This is a genomic window from Achromobacter sp. D7-1 (assembly GCF_059760445.1).
This window is the reverse complement of sequence record NZ_JCBAMT010000037.1, coordinates 39,538-61,216: the sequence shown is the minus strand read 5'-3', so window position 1 is coordinate 61,216 and position 21,679 is coordinate 39,538. Positions and strand designations below refer to the sequence as shown.

The 21,679-nt window shown below is 66.9% G+C and carries 17 protein-coding genes; 11 read left to right on the top strand and 6 right to left on the bottom strand.

Going from position 1 to position 21,679, the window contains the following annotated elements; all coding sequences use genetic code 11:
• Positions 1-60 precede the first annotated feature (60 nt).
• From AC6LKD_RS17255 to AC6LKD_RS17225, 7 genes are all read left to right on the top strand, one after another.
• On the top strand, positions 61-918 hold the full coding sequence (locus tag AC6LKD_RS17255) for a branched-chain amino acid ABC transporter permease (RefSeq protein ID WP_013395055.1): 858 nt from the start codon (positions 61-63) through the stop codon (positions 916-918).
• A complete protein-coding gene (locus tag AC6LKD_RS17250) occupies positions 918-1,907 on the top strand; it encodes a branched-chain amino acid ABC transporter permease (RefSeq protein WP_013395054.1) in 990 nt (329 codons plus the stop codon). Before AC6LKD_RS17255 ends, AC6LKD_RS17250 begins: the two co-directional genes overlap by 1 nt.
• On the top strand, positions 1,904-2,683 hold the full coding sequence (locus AC6LKD_RS17245; RefSeq protein ID WP_498116920.1) for an ABC transporter ATP-binding protein: 780 nt from the start codon (positions 1,904-1,906) through the stop codon (positions 2,681-2,683). The genes AC6LKD_RS17250 and AC6LKD_RS17245 overlap by 4 nt, the downstream gene beginning before the upstream one ends.
• Positions 2,680-3,378, top strand: coding sequence for an ABC transporter ATP-binding protein (locus AC6LKD_RS17240; RefSeq protein ID WP_207468155.1), 699 nt, complete (start codon positions 2,680-2,682; stop codon positions 3,376-3,378). The genes AC6LKD_RS17245 and AC6LKD_RS17240 overlap by 4 nt, the downstream gene beginning before the upstream one ends.
• Positions 3,379-3,425: 47 nt before the next feature.
• Positions 3,426-4,709 carry a Zn-dependent hydrolase gene (locus AC6LKD_RS17235; RefSeq protein WP_498116919.1) on the top strand — a complete coding sequence of 428 codons (1,284 nt, stop codon included), beginning with the start codon at positions 3,426-3,428 and terminating at the stop codon, positions 4,707-4,709.
• The gene (locus AC6LKD_RS17230; RefSeq protein ID WP_498116918.1) at positions 4,706-6,223 is read left to right on the top strand and encodes a M81 family metallopeptidase; all 1,518 of its coding nucleotides are present in this window, start codon (positions 4,706-4,708) and stop codon (positions 6,221-6,223) included. Before AC6LKD_RS17235 ends, AC6LKD_RS17230 begins: the two co-directional genes overlap by 4 nt.
• Positions 6,224-6,473: 250 nt before the next feature.
• Positions 6,474-8,678: a TonB-dependent receptor gene (locus tag AC6LKD_RS17225; protein WP_498116917.1), complete on the top strand. Its 2,205-nt coding sequence runs from the start codon at positions 6,474-6,476 to the stop codon at positions 8,676-8,678.
• Positions 8,679-8,691: 13 nt separating this feature from the next.
• On the opposite strand, the gene AC6LKD_RS17220 is transcribed toward AC6LKD_RS17225, so the two are convergent.
• From AC6LKD_RS17220 to AC6LKD_RS17210, 3 genes are all read right to left on the bottom strand, one after another.
• On the bottom strand, positions 8,692-9,291 hold the full coding sequence (locus AC6LKD_RS17220; RefSeq protein ID WP_492276270.1) for a transglycosylase SLT domain-containing protein: 600 nt from the start codon (positions 9,289-9,291) through the stop codon (positions 8,692-8,694).
• A 213-nt stretch (positions 9,292-9,504) separates the two neighbouring features.
• A complete protein-coding gene (gene acnB / locus AC6LKD_RS17215) occupies positions 9,505-12,096 on the bottom strand; it encodes a bifunctional aconitate hydratase 2/2-methylisocitrate dehydratase (protein WP_498116915.1) in 2,592 nt (863 codons plus the stop codon).
• Positions 12,097-12,305: 209 nt separating this feature from the next.
• The gene (locus tag AC6LKD_RS17210; RefSeq protein ID WP_498116913.1) at positions 12,306-13,946 is read right to left on the bottom strand and encodes an FxLYD domain-containing protein; all 1,641 of its coding nucleotides are present in this window, start codon (positions 13,944-13,946) and stop codon (positions 12,306-12,308) included.
• Between the two features lie 276 nt (positions 13,947-14,222).
• Here AC6LKD_RS17210 and AC6LKD_RS17205 point away from each other — a divergent pair, with 276 nt between their 5' ends.
• The gene (locus AC6LKD_RS17205) at positions 14,223-14,987 is read left to right on the top strand and encodes a TSUP family transporter (protein ID WP_498116912.1); all 765 of its coding nucleotides are present in this window, start codon (positions 14,223-14,225) and stop codon (positions 14,985-14,987) included.
• A 31-nt stretch (positions 14,988-15,018) separates the two neighbouring features.
• Here AC6LKD_RS17205 and AC6LKD_RS17200 read toward each other — a convergent pair whose 3' ends face one another.
• Positions 15,019-15,459 carry a CBS domain-containing protein gene (locus AC6LKD_RS17200; protein WP_013395044.1) on the bottom strand — a complete coding sequence of 147 codons (441 nt, stop codon included), beginning with the start codon at positions 15,457-15,459 and terminating at the stop codon, positions 15,019-15,021.
• A gap of 81 nt (positions 15,460-15,540) precedes the next feature.
• Entirely contained in the window at positions 15,541-16,446 is a 906-nt protein-coding gene (locus AC6LKD_RS17195; protein WP_498116911.1) for a LysR family transcriptional regulator, read from the bottom strand.
• A gap of 177 nt (positions 16,447-16,623) precedes the next feature.
• Here AC6LKD_RS17195 and bktB point away from each other — a divergent pair, with 177 nt between their 5' ends.
• A complete protein-coding gene (bktB, locus tag AC6LKD_RS17190) occupies positions 16,624-17,805 on the top strand; it encodes a beta-ketothiolase BktB (RefSeq protein WP_013395042.1) in 1,182 nt (393 codons plus the stop codon).
• A 94-nt stretch (positions 17,806-17,899) separates the two neighbouring features.
• On the opposite strand, the gene AC6LKD_RS17185 is transcribed toward bktB, so the two are convergent.
• Positions 17,900-18,670 carry an IclR family transcriptional regulator gene (locus tag AC6LKD_RS17185; RefSeq protein ID WP_498116910.1) on the bottom strand — a complete coding sequence of 257 codons (771 nt, stop codon included), beginning with the start codon at positions 18,668-18,670 and terminating at the stop codon, positions 17,900-17,902.
• A 112-nt stretch (positions 18,671-18,782) separates the two neighbouring features.
• On the opposite strand from AC6LKD_RS17185, the gene AC6LKD_RS17180 reads away from it, so the two are divergent.
• Both AC6LKD_RS17180 and AC6LKD_RS17175 read left to right on the top strand, forming a co-directional pair.
• Positions 18,783-19,586 carry an enoyl-CoA hydratase gene (locus AC6LKD_RS17180; RefSeq protein ID WP_013395040.1) on the top strand — a complete coding sequence of 268 codons (804 nt, stop codon included), beginning with the start codon at positions 18,783-18,785 and terminating at the stop codon, positions 19,584-19,586.
• On the top strand, positions 19,583-21,667 hold the full coding sequence (locus AC6LKD_RS17175; protein ID WP_498116909.1) for an acetate--CoA ligase family protein: 2,085 nt from the start codon (positions 19,583-19,585) through the stop codon (positions 21,665-21,667). The genes AC6LKD_RS17180 and AC6LKD_RS17175 overlap by 4 nt, the downstream gene beginning before the upstream one ends.
• Positions 21,668-21,679 lie beyond the last annotated feature (12 nt).

Here is a 21,679-nt window from a genome sequence, read left to right as displayed (position 1 = left end):
CGCCGCGTCCGTGGTCGCCGCAAGCCCCGCGGCCTTTCGTTTCCTCCATCGGGCATTTCAATGAACGTCTATCTCCTCCAGATCATCAATGGGATCGGGGTAGGCATGCTGTACTTCCTTTTGGCAGTCGGCCTGTCCATCGTCTTCGGTCTGTTGCGCTTCGTGAACTTCGCCCACGGGGCGTTCTATCTGCTGGGCGCCTACTTCTGCTTCCAGGCCATCCAGTGGGGCCTGAACTTCTGGCTGGCGCTGGCCATCGTGCCGCTGCTGGTGGGGGCATTCGCCTGGGTGACTGAAAAAGTGCTGCTGCGCCACGTCTACGCACAGGCGCACGAGTTCCACATCCTGATCACCGTGGGCCTGGCGCTGGTATTGCAGGAACTGGTCATCGTCATCTGGGGCCCGATAGGCGACAACGTCGCCGCGCCGTCCGCGTTGCAGGGCGTGGTCATGTGGGGCAGCTTCATCTATCCCAAGTACCGCCTGTTCGTGATCGGTTTCACCGCGGTCTTCTCGCTGCTGCTCTGGTACGTGCTGGAAGGCACGCGGCTGGGCAGCGCGGTGCGCGCCGGCAGCGAATCCACCGAAATGGTGTCCATGCTGGGCATCAACGTGTTCCGCATGTTCAGCCTGGTGTTCGCGCTGGGCGCGGCGACCGCGGCCCTGGCAGGCGTGCTGGCCGCGCCGATCCGCGGCGTGGAGCCCTTCATGGGCATCGAGGCGCTGGGCATCGCCTTCGTCATCGTGGTGGTGGGCGGCATGGGCAGCTTCTTCGGCGCGCTGGTCGGCGGCCTGCTTATCGGCGTGGTGCAGAGCGTAATGAGCACATTGTGGCCGGAAGGCGCGCGGCTGATGATTTATGTGGCGATGGCGGCAGTGCTGCTGCTGCGTCCGCACGGCCTGATGGGGAGAGGATGATGACGCGCTTGAAATCTCACGCCCAGTTGCTGCTGGCGCTGGCCGTGGTCCTGCTGCTGCCGCTGTGCATGCAGTCGGGTTCGCTGGCCACGGAAGTGCTGATCTATTCCCTGGCGGTGCTCGGCTGCAACCTGCTGCTTGGATTCACCGGCCTGCTGTCGTTCGGCCAGGGCATCTTCTTCGGCCTGGGCAGCTATGCCGTCGGCATCCTGCTGACGCGCACCGGCCTGCCCATGCCGCTGGCGCTGCTGGCCGCGATGGTAGTGGGCGCATTGGGGGCGACGCTGGTGGGCTGGTTCGCAATCCGCCAGCGCGGCACCTACTTCGTGATGCTGACGCTGGCCTTCGCGCAGATGTTCTACTTCCTGGCATACAGCCTGCCCGACCTGACCGGGGGCGACAATGGCCTGCTGGACGTGCCGCGTCCGGCATTTTCCGTCGCCGGCATGGAACTCATGCCGCTGGCTACGCCCTGGCAGTTCTATGCCTTCGTGGCGGTGTGCTTCCTGGTGGTGTTCTGGCTGTTGCTGCGGGTGACCAATTCGGTGTTCGGCCGCACCCTGCTGGCGATCCGCGACAACGAGGCGCGCGCCATGGCGGTTGGCTACAACGTGCGCCTGTTCAAGTTGTCGGCCTTCGCCATTTCCGGCGCGGTCACGGCGCTGGCCGGCGCCTTCCTGGCGATGATGACCGGCATCGCGCCGTTGTCCAGCATCGAATACCACAGCAGCGAGATGATCCTGGTCATGACGGTGATCGGCGGCACCGGCAACCTGTTCGCCTCGGTGCTGGGCGCCGCGTTCTACGTGTTGTTCGCGGACTGGCTCTCCACCTTGTGGCCGCGCTGGCTGATGCTGCTGGGCTTCCTGCTGATAGCTGTCAGCCTGTTCATGCAGAAGGGCTTGTGGGGGCTGGGAGTACGCATCTGGCTGGCGCTGCGGCGCAAGCCTGCCGGCGGGGAGCCGGCCGCCAAGGAGGGCAGCGCATGAACCAGGAAAATTCCGCGCCGCTGCTGAAAGCCAGCGGCATCGTCAAGCGCTTCGGCAAGTTCGTGGCGCTGCATGGGGTGGACTTGCAGGTGCGGCCGCGCACGGTGCATTCCGTGATCGGGCCCAACGGCGCCGGCAAGACCACGTTGTTCCACATCCTGACGGGGACGTTGCGCACCAGCGAAGGCAGCATTGTGTTCGACGGCCAGGACGTCACGCAGGAGGCCGACTTCCAGCGCGTGCAGCGCGGCATCGCGCGCTCGTTCCAGGTCACCAGCTTGTTCGCCAACCTGTCGGTGCGGGAGAACCTGCGCCTGGCGGCGCAGGGCGCGCATCGTGCCGGCGCCTTCGATTGCTGGCATCCGCCCACGGGCCCCCGGGCGCAACACGAGGTCGTCGACGCGGCGCTGGAACGGCTGGGCCTGTCGCGGCTGGCCGGGATTGCGGCGGGCGCGTTGTCGCATGGCCAGCAGCGGCGCCTGGAGGTGGGCATGGCGCTGGCGGCCAGGCCGCGCGCCATCTTCCTGGACGAACCGACTTCCGGCATGGGCGTGGACGACCTGGAGGAAATGAAGCGGCTGATCCGCAGCCTGCGCGACGACCACACGGTGGTGCTGATCGAGCACAACATGAACATCGTGATGGACATCTCCGACACGATCACGGTGATGCAGCAGGGCCGCGTGCTGGTCGAAGGCGCGCCCGACGCGATCCGCAGCGACGAGCGGGTGCGCGCCGCGTACCTGGGCAACATGATCACGGGAGGCCGGGCATGATGCTGCATGTCGACGCCATACACAGCTATTACGGCAAGAGCCATATCCTGCAAGGCGTGTCGCTCGAGCTGCCGCAGGGCGAGGTGATCACCCTGCTCGGGCGCAATGGCGCGGGCAAATCGACCACGCTCAAGACCATCGCCGGCGTGATTGCGCCCAAGGGCGGCGCGGTGCGTTATGGCGGGCGCGACATCGCCGGGCTGCCGGCGCACAAGATCGCGTCCATGGGGATCTGCCTGGTGCCCGAGCACCGCGGCATCTTCAAGCTGCTGACGGTGGAGGAGAACCTGAAGCTGGGCATGCGCCGCGATTCGCCCTGGCAGCTGGAAGACATCTACCGCATCTTTCCGCGCCTGAAGGAGCGGCGCAGGAACGGCGGCGGCCAGCTGTCCGGCGGCGAACAGCAGATGCTCGCCATCGGCCGCGCGCTGATGAACCATCCGCGCGTGCTGATGCTGGACGAGCCGGTCGAGGGCCTGGCGCCGGTGATCGTCGAGGAGATCGTGGCGCAGATCAAATCCATCAAGCAGGCCGGCGTCACCATCCTGCTGGTGGAGCAGAACCTGGAGGTCTGCACCCAACTGGCCGACCGCCATTTCATCATCGAGCAGGGATCCATCGTCTACCAAGGCAGCAACCAGGCCTTCATGGCGGACGAGAACGTGAAGGACCGATATCTGGGCGTGGGCGTCTAGGGACCGTCCGCGAGGCGAAACAGGAAGCAAGGATTCAAGGAACCACCATGGAAATGAACACACTGGAGGCCGTCAGCGGCATCCGCATCGACGGCAGCCGGCTCTGGAACTCGCTGATGGAGCTGGCCCGCATCGGCGCCACCGACAAGGGCGGCGTGTGCCGGCTGGCGTTGAGCGACCTGGACCGGCAGGGCCGCGACCTGGTCTGCGCCTGGGCCCGCGAGCTGGGCTGCAGCGTGCGCGTGGATGCCATCGGCAACATCTTCATGCGCCGGGCAGGATTGCGCGATGACCTGCCCGCCGTCATGACGGGTAGCCATATCGACACCCAGCCCACCGGCGGAAAATTCGACGGCAACTACGGCGTGCTCGCCGGCATCGAGGTCCTGCGCACCCTGCACGAGCGCGGCATCGTCACCGAGGCGCCGCTGGAAGTTGTGGTGTGGACCAACGAGGAGGGCTCGCGCTTCGTGCCCGTGATGATGGGATCGGGCGTGTATGCCGGCGCCTTCACGCTGGAGCACGCCCTGGCGGCGCAGGACCGCGACGGCGTCAGCGTGGATCAAGCGCTGCGCGCCATCGGCTACGCCGGCCCGGAAGCGGCCCGGCCGGGGGCGGTCGGCGCCTACTTCGAGGCACACATCGAGCAAGGCCCCATCCTGGAGGATCGGGGCATCACCATCGGCGCGGTGCAAGGCGCCCTGGGCCAGCGTTGGTACGACGTCACCATTACCGGCCAGGAGGCGCACGCCGGACCCACCCCGATGGAACTGCGCCGCGACGCCTTGCTGACGGCGTCCAGGCTGGTGCTGGAGGTCAACCGCATTGCGCTGGAGCACGCGCCGCACGGGCGCGGCACGGTAGGCTGCATCGACGGTTACCCGAATTCGCGCAATGTGATCCCGGGCCGCGTGGCGCTCACCGTGGACCTGCGCGCGGCCGACGACGCCACGCTGGACAGCATGGCCGCGGCATTTGCGCGCGCCTGCGAGGAACTGGCCGAGCCCGGCCGCTTCCAGGTCGAAAGCAAGGAGGTCGTGTACTTCCCGCCGCAGCCCTTCGAGCCCCGGCTGGTGCAGGCGATCCGCGACGGCGCCGGCACGCTGGGCCTGGATTCGCTGGACGTGATCAGCGGCGCGGGCCATGACGCCGTCTACATGGCGCGGGTGGCGCCGACCGCCATGATCTTCGTGCCCTGCAAGGACGGCATCAGCCACAACGAAATCGAGGACGCACAGCCCGAGCACCTGGAGGCGGGCTGCAATGTGCTGCTGCACGCCATGCTGCGCTGCTGCGGCCGTATCCAGTTCGCGCAAGGGGGCGTGCAATGAAGGTGCTGATCGCGCGTCTGAATCACGAGACCAATACTTTCTCGCCCGTGCCCACGCCCTTGTCCGCCTTCGGCAACGGCGGCCCGGCCTACGAGGCGGCGGCCTATGAAGAGAACAAGGGCAAGCGCACGGCGATGTCGGCGTTCATAGACTTGGCCGAAGCGCGCGGCGCCGAGCTCGTCACGCCGGTTTCGGCCACCGCCTATCCCAGCGGCCGCGTCGACGGCCAGGCCTACGCCACATTGTGCGACCGCATCGTGGCCGCTGCGCCGGGCTGCGACGTCATCCTGCTGGACCTGCATGGCGCCATGGCGGTGGAGACCACCGACGACGGCGAGGGCGATCTGCTCGAGCGGCTGCGCGCGGCCGCGCCCGACGCGCCGATCGCGGTGGCGCTGGACCTGCATGGCAACGTTACGCAGAAGATGATGGACAACGCCGACGTCATCGTCAGCTTCAAGACCTATCCCCACATCGACATGTACGAAACCGGCGAGCACGCCGGCAGGCTGTTGTTCGCAGGCATGGACGGCAAGTGCAAGCCGGTCATGGCGTGGCGCCGCCTGCCCTTGGTGTCGCATTCCCTGCGCAGCAACACGGCCGAAGGGGCCATGCGCGCCGCCGTCGAAGCGGCGCGGCAGGCCGAGGCCGCGGGCGCGCTGGGCGTATCGGTGCTGGCGGGCTTCGGCCTGGCCGACATCCCGTATCCCTGCGTCAGCGTGGTGGCCGTCGCCGACGGCGACCGCGCCGAGGCGGAGCGCGTGGCGGGAGAGGTCGCCGCGCTGATCTGGGAACAGCGCGACGGCTTCTACTACGACAGCGAGCCACTGGCCGCGTCGCTGGCGCGCGCCAAGGCGCTGGCCGAGGGCGCCAGCAAACCCGTGCTGCTGCTGGACCATGGCGACAACTGTATGAGCGGCGGCACCTGCGACACCCTGGACGTGTTGATGGCCGCGCTGGAGGCCGGACTGGAAGGCATCCAGGCCGGGCTGTACTGCGACCCGGAGGCCGTCGCGGAACTGACCCGCGCGGGCGTCGGCGCCACGGTGGAACTGCCGGTGGGTAACAAGCGCGCCATCGACGAGATCGGCCGCGGCGCCCAGCCCGTCACGCTGCGCGGCACCGTGCGCGCGCTGAGCAACGGCGAATATGTGATCACCGGCCCGACCTACACCGGGCAACTGGCCTGCATGGGCCGCAGCGCGGTGCTGGACATAGGCGCCGCGCAGCTGGTGCTGACCGAACAGACCCACGAGCCCTGGGATCTGGGCGTGTTCCAAAGCCTGGGGTTGGACCCATCCCGCGCCCGTTTCGTGCTGGTGAAGTCGCGCATGTATTGCCGGCCGGTGTTCGTGCCGATCTCCCAGGCGCTGGTCGAATGCGACAGCCCTGGCGTCACCAGTTCCGACTGGTCGCTGTTCGAGTTCCGCCGGCGCGCGCGCCCACTGTACCCGTTGGAAGCCATGGCGGCGTCCGGCTACGACCCCCGCGCAGGCGTAGCGGACGGTCGATAGCCTGGCGGGAAGGGGGGCGCCGCGCTCGACAGCTGTGGCGCCCCGGCAACGGACATTCTCAAACAAAAAGTAACATAAATGAGAATGATTCCGTTTGCCGTAGAATGAGCGCTCAGCAATCCCAGTCCCCTTTGGCGCAGCCGGCCCGGCAAGGCCCCGGCCTTCCGGCACATTCCAGACGCATCCGTAAGTTCTCCAGTGCGCGCGTGACCCCATCGGGATTTTGATATCTGCCTGCGAACTCCCCGACATGAAAATCCGAACTCTTGCCTGCATGGCCGCCGCGCTGCCGTGCTACCTCCCCGTTGCCCACGCCCAATCCGCGTCTGACCAGACCGGCTCCGTGGTTTCCATGGACGCCATCAAGGTCGAGGCCAGCGCCGACGCCTCGGCCGGCGGCCTGGCCGAACCCTTTGCCGGCGGGCAGGTCGCCCGCGGCGGCCGCATCGGCCTGTTCGGTACCCAAGACGTGATGGACACGCCGTTCAGCATCACCAGCTACACCAATGAACTGATCCAGGATCGGCAGGCCCGCAGCGTGGGCGACGTGCTGCAGAACGATTCGGGCGTGCGCGTGGCGCGCGGCTTCGGCAACTTCCAGGAGTCGTACTTCATTCGCGGCTTCATCCTGGGGTCGGACGACGTGGCCTACAACGGCCTCTACAGCCTGCTGCCGCGCCAGTACATCGCCACCGAGCTGTTCGAGCGCGTGGAAGTCCTGCGCGGCGCTTCGACCTTCCTGACGGGCGCCTCGCCCGGCGGCGGCGGCATCGGCGGGGTGATCAACCTGGTGCCCAAGCGCGCGCCGAACGAACCTCTGACCCGCGTTACCACCGGCGTGTCCAGCGGCGGGCAGTTCCAGTTGTCCACCGACATCGCCCGCCGCTTCGGTCCCGGCGACAGCACCGGCATCCGCTTGAACGCCGCGCAGCGCAGCGGCGACACCGGCATCGATGATGAACACTCGCGCACCAGCCTGGTCTCGCTGGGCCTGGACTGGCGTTCGGCCGACACCCGCCTGTCTGCGGACATCGGCTGGCAGGAAAACAAGCTCAAGCGCGCGCGTCCCAACGTGACGCTGGGCGCTGGCGTCACCAAAGTGCCGGACGCGCCCGACGCCAGCTCCAATTATGCTCAGCCGTGGTCTTATTCGAACGAGCGCGACGTCTTCGGCACCGTGCGCGGCGAACATGATTTCAGCGACAAGCTGACCGCCTATGCGGCGTTTGGCATGCGCCGCAGCGACGAAGCGAATTCGCTGGGCAACGTCACGCTGACCAACGGCAGCACGGGCGCGGGCACCTTCTACCGCTTCGACAACACCCGCGAGGACAGCGTGAATACGGGCGAACTGGGCCTGCGCGGCAAAGTGCGCACCGGCCCGGTGGGCCACGAGTTCGTCGTGTCGGCATCCTTCTTCGACCTGAAGAAGAAGAACGCCTATGTGATGGACTGGCAGAACACCTATCCCACCAACATCTACAACCCGATTTCGTATGACCAGCCGCCGTTCAGCGCCACCGCGCTGCGCGGCAACGACCTGGACGATCCGGCGCTGCAGGGCCGCACCCGCCTGAGCAGCTACGCCATCGGCGACACGCTGTCGTTCCTGGACGACAAGGTGCTGCTCACGGCCGGCATCCGCCATCAGCGCTTGTCGCAGCGCGACTACGCATACAACACCGGCAAGGAAAACGGCGCCTACGACGCCAGCCACAATTCGCCCGCCGCGGGCCTCGTGGTCAAGGTTGCGCCCAGCGTTTCGCTGTACGCGAACTACATTGAGGCGCTGGTCGCGGGGCCGACCGCCCCGGCCAATGCCGGCGGCAAGCCGGTGCCCAATGCCGGCCAGAGCCTGCCGCCGTTTGTCTCCAAGCAGAAGGAAATCGGCGCGAAGTACGAGGGAGATGGCCTGGGGGCGGGACTGGCCTTGTTCTCCACCGACAAGCCGCGCGCCATGTACAACGCCAGCAACGAGCTGACGACCTCGGGCAAGGACCGTCATCAGGGCGTGGAACTCACGATGTACGGCGAGCCCATCAAGAGCGTGCGCCTCTTGGGCGGCCTGACCTGGCTGGACGCCAAGCAGATCTCCACCGGCAACCCGTCCATCGACGGCAACCGCGTGATCGGCGTGCCGCGCTTCCAGGCCAATATGGGCGTGGAGTGGGATATTCCCGGCGTGCCGGGCCTGGCCGTGGATGGCCGGGTGGTCTACACCGGCTCGTCCTATGCGGATGACGCCAACACGCTCAAGGTGCCGGGCTGGACCCGCTTCGATGCGGGCCTGCGCTACATGATGGATGTGGACGGCCACGTCGTGACCCTGCGCGCCCGCGTGGACAATATCGCCAACCGCAACTACTGGTCCTCGGTGGGCGGCTATCCGGGCAACGGCTACCTGGTGCTGGGCGGACCGCGCACCTTCTTGCTCAGCGCGAGCATGGACTTCTAAGGCCGGGCGGCGTTCACCAGAACCAGCCGCCGCGCGTCAGGTCCGCTTCGCAGCCCTTGTACTGCGAGGCGAACTTGTCGGCGCGGGCCTGGACTTTCTTGGACACGGTCTTGAGCCAGGCCTTGCGATCGAAGCTGCGGTTGCGGTAGCCGGTCCAGCCCTCGTGGTAGTTCAGGTACTGGCCGTAGGCGTCCGACTTGGACACGCCATTGATGCGCTGGGTCTTGTTCATGTACCAGCCCATGAAATCCAGCGCGTCGGCGAAGTCGTCGCGACTGGAGCCCCAGCCTCCTGCATCCTTCTTGTAATCGTCCCAGGTCTCGTCCTTCGCCTGGGCGTAGCCGTAGGCGGAACTGACGCGGCCCCAGGGGATGAAGCCCAGGAAGTAATAGCGAGGCGGCACCGCGTCCTGCTTGAAGGACGACTCCTGGTACATCATGGCCATGGGCACCGGCACCGGCGCGCCCCACTTTTTTTGCACCTTCAGGGCGGCATCGTGCCAGTCCGGCTTTTCACGAAAGATGGCGCAGATGTTCTCGGGATTCGAGGGCGGCGCGGTGGCGCAGCCGGCGAGCGCCAGCAATAGCAGGGGCGGCAGCAAAAGCCGGGTCATTGGCGGTCTTCCTCCGGAGATCGGGGCAGGGTTGGGGGAGCGGATGTCACAAGTTACCGCGATTGTATGAAAACGTATCGCGGAAAAAGTTCCGTCCCTGAAATTCTCCGACCAAGGTGGCGGGGCCACCCGGGAGGCAGGCAAAGAAAAACGGCCTCGGATCGCTCCGGGGCCGTCTGGCAAGCGGTGCAGCCGGGGCTGCGTGCCTGATGCTTAGACTTCGATGACGTCAGCCACGTCCTTGTAGTCCGCGATCTTGTCGAAGTTCAGGTACTGGTAGATCTGGTCGCCGCTCTTGTTGATGACGCCCATGTCGGCCATGTACTCGTCCTTGGTCGGGATGCGGCCCAGCTTCGAGCAGATGGCGGCCAGTTCGGCCGAACCCAGGTACACGTTGGTGTTCTTGCCCAGGCGGTTCGGAAAGTTGCGGGTGCTGGTCGACATGACGGTCGCGCCTTCGCGCACCTGCGCCTGGTTGCCCATGCACAGCGAGCAGCCCGGCATTTCCGTGCGTGCGCCGGCGGTGCCGAACACGCCGTAGTGGCCTTCCTCGGTCAGTTGCGTGGCGTCCATCTTGGTCGGCGGGGCGACCCACAGCTTGACCGGGATATCGCGCTTGCCTTCCAGCAGCTTGGAGGCTGCGCGGAAGTGGCCGATGTTGGTCATGCAGCTGCCGATGAACACTTCGTCGATCTTGGCGCCGGCGACTTCCGACAGCGTCTTCACGTCGTCCGGGTCGTTCGGGCAGGCCACGATGGGCTCGTGCACGTCGGCCAGGTCGATTTCGATCACGGCGGCGTATTCGGCGTCGGCGTCCGGCTCCAGCAGCTTGGGATCAGCCAGCCAGGCTTCCATGGCCTTGATGCGGCGGCCCAGCGTGCGCTCGTCTTCGTAGCCGTTGGCGATCATCCACTTCAGCATCACGATGTTGCTGTTGATGTATTCGATGATCGGTTCCTTGTTCAGGAACACCGAGCAGCCGGCGGCCGAACGCTCAGCGGATGCGTCCGACAGTTCAAAGGCTTGTTCGACCTTCAGGTCGGGCAGGCCTTCGATTTCCAGGATGCGGCCGGAGAAGATGTTCTTCTTGCCTTGCTTGGCAACCGTCAGCAGGCCTTGCTTGATGGCGTACAGCGGGATCGCGTTGACCAGGTCGCGCAGGGTCACGCCGGGTTGCAGCTTGCCCTTGAAGCGGACCAGCACCGATTCCGGCATGTCCAGCGGCATCACGCCGGTGGCGGCGGCAAAGGCGACCAGGCCCGAGCCGGCCGGGAACGAGATGCCGATGGGGAAGCGGGTGTGCGAGTCGCCGCCGGTGCCGACAGTGTCGGGCAGCAGCATGCGGTTGAGCCACGAGTGGATCACGCCGTCGCCCGGACGCAGCGAGACGCCGCCGCGGGTGCTGATGAATTCCGGCAGGGTGTGGTGCGTCTTGACGTCCACGGGCTTGGGGTAGGCGGCGGTGTGGCAGAACGACTGCATCACCAGGTCGGCCGAGAAGCCCAGGCAGGCCAAGTCCTTCAGCTCGTCGCGGGTCATGGGGCCGGTGGTGTCCTGGCTACCGACCGAGGTCATCTTCGGTTCGCAGTAGGTGCCCGGGCGGATGCCCTTGCCTTCCGGCATGCCGCAGGCGCGGCCGACCATCTTCTGGGCCAGGGTGTGACCCTTGCCGGTATCGGCCGGGTCCTTCGGCAGGCGGAACAGCGTCGAGGCCGGCAGGCCCAGCGCTTCGCGCGCCTTGGCGGTCAGGCCGCGGCCGATGATCAGCGGAATGCGGCCGCCGGCGCGCACTTCGTCGAACAGCACGTCGGACTTCACTTCGAATTCGGCGATGACTTCGCCGTTCTTCAAGGCCTTGCCTTCATAGGGGCGCAGTTCGACCACGTCGCCCATTTCCATCTTGGAAACGTCGAGTTCGATCGGCAGGGCGCCGGCGTCTTCCATGGTGTTGTAGAAGATCGGGGCAATCTTGTTGCCCAGGCACACGCCGCCGAAGCGCTTGTTCGGCACGAAGGGGATGTCTTCGCCGGTGAACCACAGCACCGAGTTGGTGGCCGACTTGCGCGACGAGCCCGTGCCGACCACGTCGCCGACGTAGGCGACCAGGTGGCCCTTTTCCTTCAGGGCTTCGATGAACTTGACCGGGCCGCGCTTGCCGTCTTCTTCCGGTTCGAACGCGGCGCCGTCGCGCTTGTTCTTCAGCATCGCCAGGGCGTGCATCGGGATGTCGGGGCGGGTGGTGGCGTCGGGAGCCGGCGACAGGTCGTCGGTGTTGGTTTCGCCAGGCACCTTGAAGACGGTGATGGTCAGGCTTTGCGGCAGTTCCGGACGGCTGGTGAACCATTCGGCGTCGGCCCAGCTCTGCATCACGGATTTGGCATTGGCGTTGCCCTTGTCCGCCTTTTCCTTCACGTCATGGAAGGCGTCGAACATCAACAGGGTCTTTTTCAGCGCGTCGGCGGCGATGGTGCCGATTTCAGCGTCGTCCAGCAGGTCGACCAGCGGGCCAATGTTGTAGCCGCCCAGCATCGTGCCGAGCAGTTCAGTCGCCTTGGCACGGCTGATCAGCGCACAAGCTTCCTTGCCCAGCGCCACGGCGGCCAGGTACGAAGCCTTGACCTTGGCGGCGTCGTCCACGCCGGCCGGCACGCGGTGCGTCAGCAGCTCGACCAGGTTCTGCTCTTCGCCTGCGGGCGGGTTCTTGAGCAGTTCGATCAGTTCAGCGGTTTGTTTGGCCGTAAGGGGCAGCGGGGGAATCCCCAGAGCCGCGCGTTCGGCAACGTGTTGGCGGTAATTATCCAGCATGTGAGGCCTGCTCAAAGTCGGGTTGGAAGAAGGGTTGTTCGCCGAATTGTAGAGGGAACAGGGGGACGCAAGCAAATGTCTTATATCTTATATAAGACTTGAGCCCATAGCTGTTGCTTAAGGGCGACGCGGGGCGGCGCGCCCTGGGGGGCGAGGCAGGAAGGGAAAGCCCGGCAGGGGCGCCGGGCGGGTATGTCCGGGGCAGCGGCTTAGCGCGGCCCGGCTTCGTACACCACGCCCACCCGCGCGAAATTGCCGCCGTATTGCTTTACGTCCACCTGGAACGGCGCGCTTTCCTCCGGCTTGAGCTTGGGCAGCCGCAGTTCCTGGTAGACCGCGCCGGTGAGCTTGTCCTGGGCGTCGTACAGGCTGACCCAGACTCTGACGTTTTCCACTTCGGCCTGGCTGTCGTTACGCACGCGCCCATGCACGGTCACGTACTTGTAGCGGAAGCGGTGGGTGAAGTTCAGGGTGCCAGTGCCGACCTGGGCCTCGGTGTTCTCGACCGTGACGGCCAGCTTGGGGCGGGGGCCGGGCAGGGCGGCGCGCTTGGCGGGCAGCCAGTCGGTCTTGACCTCGGTGTAGCGGTCGATGCGGCCGGTCAGCGCCACGGGCACCCGTTCTCCAGGGTACAGGCGCGCCGGCAGGCTCCAGCTCTGGCGCACCTCCAGCCGGCGGGAACCGTCGAACAGCGAGATGTCCGCCTTGGGCGACAGGACCACGTACTGGTCGCTGGTGTTGACCAGCTCGGCATACATGACCGGGCGCTCGATCTCGTCAAGCAGGCGGCGCGGAGCCGACAGCTTGAGCGCGCTGGCGTCGAACAGGGCGAAGCCCGGATCCAGCAGTTCCTCGGTGCTCAGGCGCACGTGTTCGATGACCCGCGGGTCGGCCGGGCTGACGCGCACGATGCGGCTGGGCGGCGTTTCTTCCTTGGGAGCGGCCGGAGAGACGGCCGGGTTTTCGCTCTGCACCATGTAGTCATAGGACGCGACCGGGCCTTCGGCCAGCATCTCGCAGCGCACGTCGAAGGAGGTCAGCGCGTTCGGCGCCAGCGGGCTGGCGGCGCCGTAGCCGTTGCCGGTGCCGATCAGCTTGCCGTCCTCGCCGTACAGCATCACCGTGATCTGGCTGCTGTTGGCCTCGTTGGCGCCGTTGTTCTTCAGGAGGCCGACCAGACGGTAGGCTCCATCGTTGCGCACCAGCTGCACCTTGCTGGCGGCCACCTCGTTGTTCCGGTCCCGCGCCAGCCTCGGCTGCGAGACCTGCAGCGTGTAGCGGCTGTAGGCCTGGCTGGGCGTGGAGATCGTGACAGGCGTGTATTCGCCCGGCTGCAGCGAGCGCGCCGGAGCCGAACCGGAGTTCGACGGTAGCGACAGTTCGCCCTGGAAGAACGAAGCCGTGACGCGCGGCACGTCTATCTTCTTGCCGGTCTCGTTGCGCATGATCATGACCAGCTGGGTGCGGTCGCGGACGCGGATTTCCTGCACGTCGGTCAGCTTGACCAGCGCGGCGTCGATGGGAGGGGGCGCCGGCGGCTGCCGCGTGACGGTCGGCTTGGACCCGAGCATGGAGGCGACCAGCGGCACCACGAACACGGCGGCCACGGCGACCGCGATCGCCGCGATGGCGCGCGGACCGAGCTGCGGCTTGGCAGCCGGCTGCTGCATCCCGCGCAGGATCTTCTCCAGCCGTTGGGCGACGTTGTCTTCGACCAGCGTGACCGCGTGGCAATGGCTGCAGCGGTATTCGTTGGTGTCCAGCTTGGTGAATTGGGCGCTGCCGCAGGTCGAGCAGGTCAGCGTTACCGTGTTGATCGTGGTCTGTTTGGGCGTCATTCTTGCGGGCATGCGCGCCGCACTCAGGCGGCGCGGCGGGGGCCGCGGCGGGAGCAAAGGCGCAAGGGATACACAGGGCGGCAAGGATAGCGGCACGTCACCCGGGGCATGGTGCACGAGCGCATCCATTTGTGACAAAGTATGTGGACGGGCCTCCCGGTGCTATGATCGCCGGCGAAAAACAGATCCCAAGCAGACCCCTTACGCTGTACCCCGTCGATCCGCTCCCGCGCCGCGCAACGCGCCGCTCCGGGCAGAGCCGAGGCAGGTCAGGCTCTACCCATTAGCATGAGCATTTCCCAATATTTGCTGTTCCTCGCTTGCGTGGCGCTCGCCACCTATGCGCAGACCATGACGGGCTTCGCCTTCGGGCTGGTGCTGCTGGGCCTGTCGGGCGTGTTCCAGCTGGCGTCCGTATCCGAAGTGGCCAACGTGGTCAGCGTGCTGTCGCTGGTGAACGCGGCGGTGACACTGGCGCGGGCCAAGCCCCAGGTGAACTGGTCGCTGATGCGGCCCGCCATGGCCAGCAGTCTGGTCGGCGTCGGGGCGGGCGTTGCCGCGCTGGCCTGCATCAGCGGATCCATGAGCGTATTGCTGCAGTTGCTGCTGGGCTGCACGATCCTCGGCTGCGCGGTGCTGCTGGTGGCGCGCGCGCAGCCGCTGGCGAGCGTGTCCTCGCGCGGATCGTTCGTCTTCTTCGGGGCCGTGTCGGGTGTGCTGGGGGGATTGTTTTCCAGCGCCGGGCCGCCCATGGTCTATCACCTGTACCGCCAGCCTTTGCCGCTGGCGGCCATCCGTAACAGCCTGCTGATCCTGTTTTCGCTGAACGCCGTCGTGCGGCTGGCGCTGGTGACCGGGCAGGGGGCCTTCATGGCCTCGTCGTTCTGGTTGAGCCTGCTGGCGCTGCCGGTCGTGATCGGCGTGACCTGGGTGGCGCGCCGCTACAGCACGGCCGGCTCGATGCAGACCGTCAAGCGCATGGTGTTCGTGCTGCTGCTGGCGGCAGGCCTGGGATTGATCGTGCCGGCGTTCAAGGCGCTCGCGGCCGGCTAGCCGCGAGTCCTGTGGCGCGCGGGATGCGGCGTCAGCCGCGTTCGCCGGTGATGTAGCGTTCCAGTTCGTGGATGATGAACTTCTGTTCGCTCATGACGTCCTTGACCAGGTCGCCGATGGAAAGCAGGCCGATCAGTTTGCCGTCCTCGATGACAGGGAGATGACGGAAGTGGCGTTCGGTCATCATTGCCATACAGTGCTCGCGGGTGTCCGCGCGGCCGACGTAGTACACCGAATCGGTCATGATGTCGCGCACCTTCGTGGTGCGCGAGGAGCGATCCTGCAGCACGATCTTGCGGGCGTAGTCGCGCTCGGTCAGCATGCCCAGCACGGCATCGCCCTGGACCACCACCACGGCTCCGATGCTGCGTTCCGCCATGATTTTGACGGCTTCGAACACCGACGCGTCGGGCGAAACCGTCACGACGGAATGATTGGCTTTTTCCCTGAGTATCTCAGCAACTGTCTTCACGATGCGCTCCCGGATCGCTGGTGAGGATAAAACCCATGCTCCATCCTAAGCCTGGCGGCCGTGTTGCCGCAAGCGGCCCGCCTATTTCGCGGTCTTGTCCCGGAACGCCTGGCTGGCCATTTCGCGCAGGTTGCGCGTGGCGCTACGCTCGGTGGCGGGGTTCCATGCCAGGGAAATGCCGATCGACGCATCGGCTGGAAAATCGGCCAGCGTCTTGTAGATCACGTTGGTGCCGGGCAAGCGCCGGCCGCCGGCCGGCACCAGCGCCACGCCCAGGCCGCTTTCCACCAGGCTGAGCAGCGTCTGCACCTGCACCGCTTCCTGCGTGATGCGGGGCGTGAAGCCGCGCAGCTGGCAGGCGTTGATGGCGGCCATGCGCAGGCCGGCGGCTTCGCTGGCGGTGTACATGATGAAGGGTTCGTCGGCCAGGTCTGCCAGGCGGATGCGGCCGCGCCGCGCCAGCAGATGCGTCTTGGGCACGGCCAGCGCGAAGTTCTCGGTCGTGAGCGGAGCCAGGCGCACGTTCGATCCCATCGCCACCGGCACGCGCACGATGCCGACCTCCAGCGTGTCTTCCTCGAGTTCCTGCATGATGCGTATCGAGGTGGCTTCGCGCAGCACCACGGTGACGCCAGGATAGCGTTGCCGGAACGGCGGCAGGATGCGCGGCAGCACGCCATGCGTGGCGGAGCCCACGAAGCCGATGCGCACGGTGCCGCCTTCGCCCGCGGCGCCCGCGCGCGCCGCCTGCCGGAATTGCTCGGCGTGGAACAGGGCGCGGCGGGCTTCGTCCAGCGCCGCCAGGCCGGCTTCGGTGAGCTTCACGCCCTGGCGGCCGCGCTGGAACAGCGGCACGCCCACCATCTCCTCGAGCTTGCGTATCGACACCGAAAGCGGCGGCTGCGACATGTGCAGCTTTTCGGCTGCGCGGTGGAAGTTCAGCGTTTCGGCCAGGACCAGGAACTGCTGCAGATGACGGAAATCCATGAGGGCGCTCCGAAAGGCGGTTGGCGTGGATGATATGACTTCCGTATCGATCCGGGCATTGGTGCTATCCCTTCGCTATCGGGTGATGGCGCCTTGCGCGTCGCGCGCAAGCCTTGGGGATGAGGCGACGGCCGGGCGGCGGCGGTATGATGGAACGCATTACAAGGAGGAAACACCATGAATGAAGTCATCGTCGCTTCTGCCGTCCGCACCGCCATTGGCGATTTCGGGGGCGCGCTGAAAGACGTGCCGCCGTGCGACCTGGGCGCAACCGTCATCAAGGCCGCGCTGGAACGCGCCGCCGTCAAGGGCGATGAGGTCGGCCACGTCGCCGTGGGCCACGTCATCAACACCGAGCCCCGCGACATGTACCTGTCGCGCGTGGCGGCCATGAACGCTGGCATCGCCAAGGAAACCCCCGCCTTCAACGTCAACCGCCTGTGCGGTTCGGGCCTGCAGGCCATCGTGTCCGCCGCGCAGACCATCATGCTGGGCGATGCTGAAATCGCCATCGGCGCGGGCGCCGAGAGCATGAGCCGCGCGCCGTACATCGCGCCGGCGCAGCGCTGGGGCGCGCGCATGGGCGACAGCGTCATGCTGGACATGATGACCGGCGCCTTGTCGGATCCGTTCGGCCGCATGCACATGGGCGTGACCGCCGAGAACGTGGCGGCCAAGTTCGGCATCAGCCGCCAGGACCAGGACGCCGTGGCCGCGGAATCGCATCGCCGCGCCGCGGCCGCCATCGACGCGGGTTACTTCCGCGACCAGATCGTGCCGGTGGTGATGAAGTCGCGCAAGGGCGAAGTGGTGTTCGACACCGACGAGCATGTGCGCCGCGATGTCACGGCGGAAAACCTGTCGACGCTGAAACCGGTGTTCCAGAAGGAAAATGGCACGGTCACGGCGGGCAACGCTTCGGGCCTGAACGACGGCGCGGGCGCCGTGGTGCTGATGAACGCCTCGGTCGCGGCCAAGCGCGGCATCAAGCCGCTGGCTCGCCTGGTGGCCTACGCCCACGCCGGCGTGGACCCCAACATCATGGGCATCGGTCCGGTGCCGGCCACGCAGGCCGCGCTCAAGCGCGCCGGCCTGACGGTGGACCAGATGGACGTGATCGAAGCCAACGAAGCGTTCGCGGCGCAGGCCTGCGCGGTATCGCGCGAATTGAAGCTGGATCCGGCCAAGGTGAACCCCAACGGCAGCGGCATCGGCCTGGGCCACCCCATCGGCGCCACCGGCGCGATCATCACCGTCAAGGCGCTGCACGAACTGCAGCGCGTGGGCGGACGCTACGCGCTGGTGACCATGTGCATCGGCGGCGGCCAGGGCATTGCCGCCATTTTCGAGCGGATCTGACGCACCAGGGGGGGCGGCGGCACGCTAGCGGGGCGGCCGCTCCACCGCTGGGCCGCCCCCTTTTGGGGCAGCAAGCTCGCGCAGCGTGGGGCCTCTATTTTTCCAGGTAATCCTGGGCCCACGCCTCGCATTCGGCGCGCAGCAGCGCGCCCATCTGCGCCCGCCGGGGCGCGTCCAGCCGGCTGCTGATCGCGCCGAAGCTGAAAGCCACCCAAGTCAGTTCCGACACCCGGAACGCCACGCCCACGCCCGAAACGCCGGGCGTGATGGTGTCCACGATTTCCGAATAGCCGGCGGCGCGCGCCTGCCTGACCGATTTCATCAAGGCGGCGCTGGACGCGCCGATTTGCGCATAAGCGGCGGAATGCCGCGCATACAGCGCGGCGATTTCCTCGTCGGGCAAGGTGGCCAGCAATGCCAGTCCGCCCGCGCCCACGCCCAGCAGGCGTCGCTCGCCCTGGTCGATGGTGAATACCTTCACGGGGAATGAGCCGGCCTCGCGTAGCAGGCAGAGGGCGTAGTCGCCCTGGCGTATCACCAGGAACACCGTGTCGCCCGACAGGCGCGCCAGCTTTTGTGCGAACGGACGCAGCGCGTCCAGCAAGGGCGTGCGCCGCAGCGCCGCGAATCCCAATTGCATGGAATCGACCCCCAGGCGGTAGCGGCGGGTCTGGGCGTCGCGTTCGGCGAACTGTTCCTCCAGCAGGCAGCTGAGCAGCCGGTGCGCGGTGGAGCGCTCCAGCCCGGCCTCGGCCATCACGCCTTGCAGGTCTATGCCTTCTTCCTGATGCTGTGCCAGCACGCGCAGCAGGCCCAGGGCGCGCCGCATGCTTTGGGTACCGCCTGTGGAACCACTGTTGTTCATAATGTGGGAAATATTGATTGAATATTTTGTATTTTAGGATTCCGAGTGCGTTAATTCAATCCAGTCGACCGCGCCGCCTTTCAAGGCGCGGCAGAACAAGGACGAGGAGACCATGGAATACGCCACCCTGGCCGTCGAGCGGCACGACTCGGTATGCCGCATCAGCCTGGCGCGCGAATCCGCGCGCAACGCCCAAAGCCAGCAGATGCTGGATGAACTGGACGACGCGCTGACGCGCGCCGAACAGGACGACTCGGTGCGGGTCGTGGTGCTGGCCGGCCGCGGCGCGCACTTTTCCGCCGGCCACGACCTGAAGGAAGCGCAGGCCAAGCGCGCCGATTTCACGGTGGAAGAGCGCTGGGAGTACGAGTCGCGCCGCTACTACGGCTACTGCATGCGCATCTGGGACTTTCCCAAGCCGACGGTGGCCCAGGTGCAGGGCGCCTGCGTGGCGGGCGGCTTCATGATTGCCAATATGTGCGACCTGGTGGTGTGTTCCGACACCGCATACTTTTCCGATCCGGTGGGCCACACGCTGGCGGCGGCCGCGACCGAGGTGTTGATCCATCCCTGGGTCATGGGTCTGCGCAAGGCCAAGGAAATGCTCTACACCGGCGAAAAGGTCGACGCCCAGGAAGCGCTGCGCATCGGCATGGTGAACCGCGTGGTGCCCGAAGCCGAGCTGGACGCCGCGACCCTGGCGCTGGCGCAGCGCATCGCGCAGGCACCGCCCTTTGGCCTGCGCCTCATCAAGCGTTCGCTGAACCGCACGGCCGACGCGCAGGGTTTCCGCACCGCCTTGTCGGCGCATTTCGACACGCACCAGCTGTCGCATCTGAGCGAGGAATTCCAGGCTGTGCGCGAACGCGGATTGGCGCAGGCCATCCAGCGCAATAAGAAGGGCGAGGCAGCATGACCCCGTCTCTGGACCCTTTGCTCGATCCGCGCTCCATCGCGATGATCGGCGCCAGCGCCAACGCCGGGCGCATCGGCGGCATGCCGCTGGAGCTGCTGACGCGCTTCGGCTACGCGGGCGGCATCTATCCCGTCAATCCCAAGTACCAGGAAGTGTTCGGCCGCCGCTGCTGGCCTGACATTGAATCCGTGCCCGAGCCGGTGGACCTGGCGGTGCTGGCCATCGCGGCCGCGGACGTCACACCCATGCTGCGCCGTTGCCACGCCAAGGGCGTGCGCGCCGCCATCGTCTACGCCGCGGGCTTTGCCGAAGCGGGCGGCGAGGGCGCGCGCCTGCAGGATGAACTGGAGGCCTTCGTGGCTGAAAGCGGCATGGCCGTGGCGGGTCCGAATTGCATGGGCTTCGCCAACCTGAACACGCAGGCCCACACGGCGTTCGCCTCGGTCTTCAAGACCGCGCCGGCGCAGACAGGACCGGGCAAGGTCAGCCTGCTGACGCAGAGCGGCAACGTATGCGCGGCGGTCTACGCGATCGCGCGCCGGCTGGACCTGCCGTTCTCGCACTTCATCAATACCGGCAATGAAGCCTGCCTGGATTTCTCGCAATACCTGGAGTACTTGGCGGCGGATCCGCAGACGGAAATCGTGCTGGGCTACATCGAGCAGCTGCGCGACGGCGAACGCTTCATACGCGCCTGCCGCGAACTGGAGCGCCAGGGCAAGTTGCTGATCGCACTGAAGGCCGGCACCACGGACAAGGGTGCGCAGGCGGTGCAGTCGCATACCTCGGCGCTGGCCGGAGACCGGCGCGTGTACGGCGCGGCGTTTCGCCAGTTGAATGTGATCGAGGCCAATGATTTCGCGCAGATGGCGCACCTGGCCAGCCTGGCCACGCTGCGGCACCGCACGGCGGGCAAGCGCGTCGCGGTGCTGACCATGTCGGGCGCGCTGGGCGCGATCCTGGCGGACAAGTTCATCGGCGCGGGGCTGGACCTGCCTGACCTGCCGCCTGACCTGCAGGCGGTGCTGCGCGGCGGTATTCCCGATTACGGCATGGTCGGCAATCCGGTGGACGTTACCGGCAACGTGGTCAACGATCCGGCTTTCGTGCACACCGTGCTGGAGGCGCTGGCCACGACCGACGCGATCGACGCGGTGGTCGTGTACGCGCCCGGCTATATGCTGGACCGCATGGCCGACGCGCTGACGGATGTGTCGCGCCGGCATCAACGGCTGTTCGTCGCCATCGATACCGGCCTGGCCCAGAGCCGCGCCGCTCTGCGCGATGCGGAGGTGGCCGTGTTCGAGGACCTGGGCCTGGCGGTCGCGGCGCTGGCACCCTACCTGCTGTGGTGCGAGGCGCGCGGCGCCAAACGCATCGCGGCGGCGCCGGACCTGGCCGCGGCCGCCGTTCCGGCCTTGCCCTGCAACGAAGCCGACGCGCGCGAATACGTGGCCGCTTTTGGCTTGCCGCAAGCGCGGGTGGGCGCGGCCGTCAATGCGGACGAAGCCGTCGCGCAAGCGCGTGCAGCCGGTTATCCGGTGGCACTGAAGATCCTGAGCGCCGACATCGCGCACAAGACCGAGGCGGGCGGCGTGGCGCTGAACCTGGCCGACGACGAGGCCGTGCGCCGCGCCTTTGCCGAAGTAACGCGTGCCGCGGCCGCGGCGCAGCCCGACGCACGCATCGACGGCGCGATGGTGCAGAAGATGGAACGCGGCGTGGCCGAGATCATCGTCGGCGCCACGCGCGATCCCGTCTTCGGCCCGGTGCTGACCGTGGGCTTGGGCGGCGTGCTGACCGAGCTGTACCAGGACACCAGTCATCGCCTGCTGCCGGTGGACGAGGACATCGCGCTGCAAATGCTGCAGGAACTCAAGGCCTACGCGCTGCTGGACGGCTACCGCGGCAAGCCCCAAGCCGACGTGGCGGCTGCGTGCAGAAGCATCGTGGCGGTGGGCAATGCCCTGCTTGCCGCGCCCGCGCATGTGGCGGAAATCGAAGTCAATCCATTGCTGATCAAAGAGGCGGGACAAGGCGTCGCGGTACTGGACGCGCTGATCCTGCCCGCAACCCCGTAGCGCCAAGCGCGC

Excerpts from the sequence above, each read along its gene's own strand:
- AC6LKD_RS17255 (WP_013395055.1), top strand. The coding sequence starts at position 61 with ATGAACGTCTATCTCCTCCAGATCATCAATGGGATCGGGGTAGGCATG.
- AC6LKD_RS17250 (WP_013395054.1), top strand. The coding sequence starts at position 918 with ATGACGCGCTTGAAATCTCACGCCCAGTTGCTGCTGGCGCTGGCCGTG.
- AC6LKD_RS17245 (WP_498116920.1), top strand. The coding sequence starts at position 1,904 with ATGAACCAGGAAAATTCCGCGCCGCTGCTGAAAGCCAGCGGCATCGTC.
- AC6LKD_RS17240 (WP_207468155.1), top strand. The coding sequence starts at position 2,680 with ATGATGCTGCATGTCGACGCCATACACAGCTATTACGGCAAGAGCCAT.
- AC6LKD_RS17235 (WP_498116919.1), top strand. The coding sequence starts at position 3,426 with ATGGAAATGAACACACTGGAGGCCGTCAGCGGCATCCGCATCGACGGC.
- AC6LKD_RS17230 (WP_498116918.1), top strand. The coding sequence starts at position 4,706 with ATGAAGGTGCTGATCGCGCGTCTGAATCACGAGACCAATACTTTCTCG.
- AC6LKD_RS17225 (WP_498116917.1), top strand. The coding sequence starts at position 6,474 with ATGAAAATCCGAACTCTTGCCTGCATGGCCGCCGCGCTGCCGTGCTAC.
- AC6LKD_RS17220 (WP_492276270.1), bottom strand. The coding sequence starts at position 9,291 with ATGACCCGGCTTTTGCTGCCGCCCCTGCTATTGCTGGCGCTCGCCGGC.
- acnB (WP_498116915.1), bottom strand. The coding sequence starts at position 12,096 with ATGCTGGATAATTACCGCCAACACGTTGCCGAACGCGCGGCTCTGGGG.
- AC6LKD_RS17210 (WP_498116913.1), bottom strand. The coding sequence starts at position 13,946 with ATGCCCGCAAGAATGACGCCCAAACAGACCACGATCAACACGGTAACG.
- AC6LKD_RS17205 (WP_498116912.1), top strand. The coding sequence starts at position 14,223 with ATGAGCATTTCCCAATATTTGCTGTTCCTCGCTTGCGTGGCGCTCGCC.
- AC6LKD_RS17195 (WP_498116911.1), bottom strand. The coding sequence starts at position 16,446 with ATGGATTTCCGTCATCTGCAGCAGTTCCTGGTCCTGGCCGAAACGCTG.
- bktB (WP_013395042.1), top strand. The coding sequence starts at position 16,624 with ATGAATGAAGTCATCGTCGCTTCTGCCGTCCGCACCGCCATTGGCGAT.
- AC6LKD_RS17185 (WP_498116910.1), bottom strand. The coding sequence starts at position 18,670 with ATGAACAACAGTGGTTCCACAGGCGGTACCCAAAGCATGCGGCGCGCC.
- AC6LKD_RS17180 (WP_013395040.1), top strand. The coding sequence starts at position 18,783 with ATGGAATACGCCACCCTGGCCGTCGAGCGGCACGACTCGGTATGCCGC.
- AC6LKD_RS17175 (WP_498116909.1), top strand. The coding sequence starts at position 19,583 with ATGACCCCGTCTCTGGACCCTTTGCTCGATCCGCGCTCCATCGCGATG.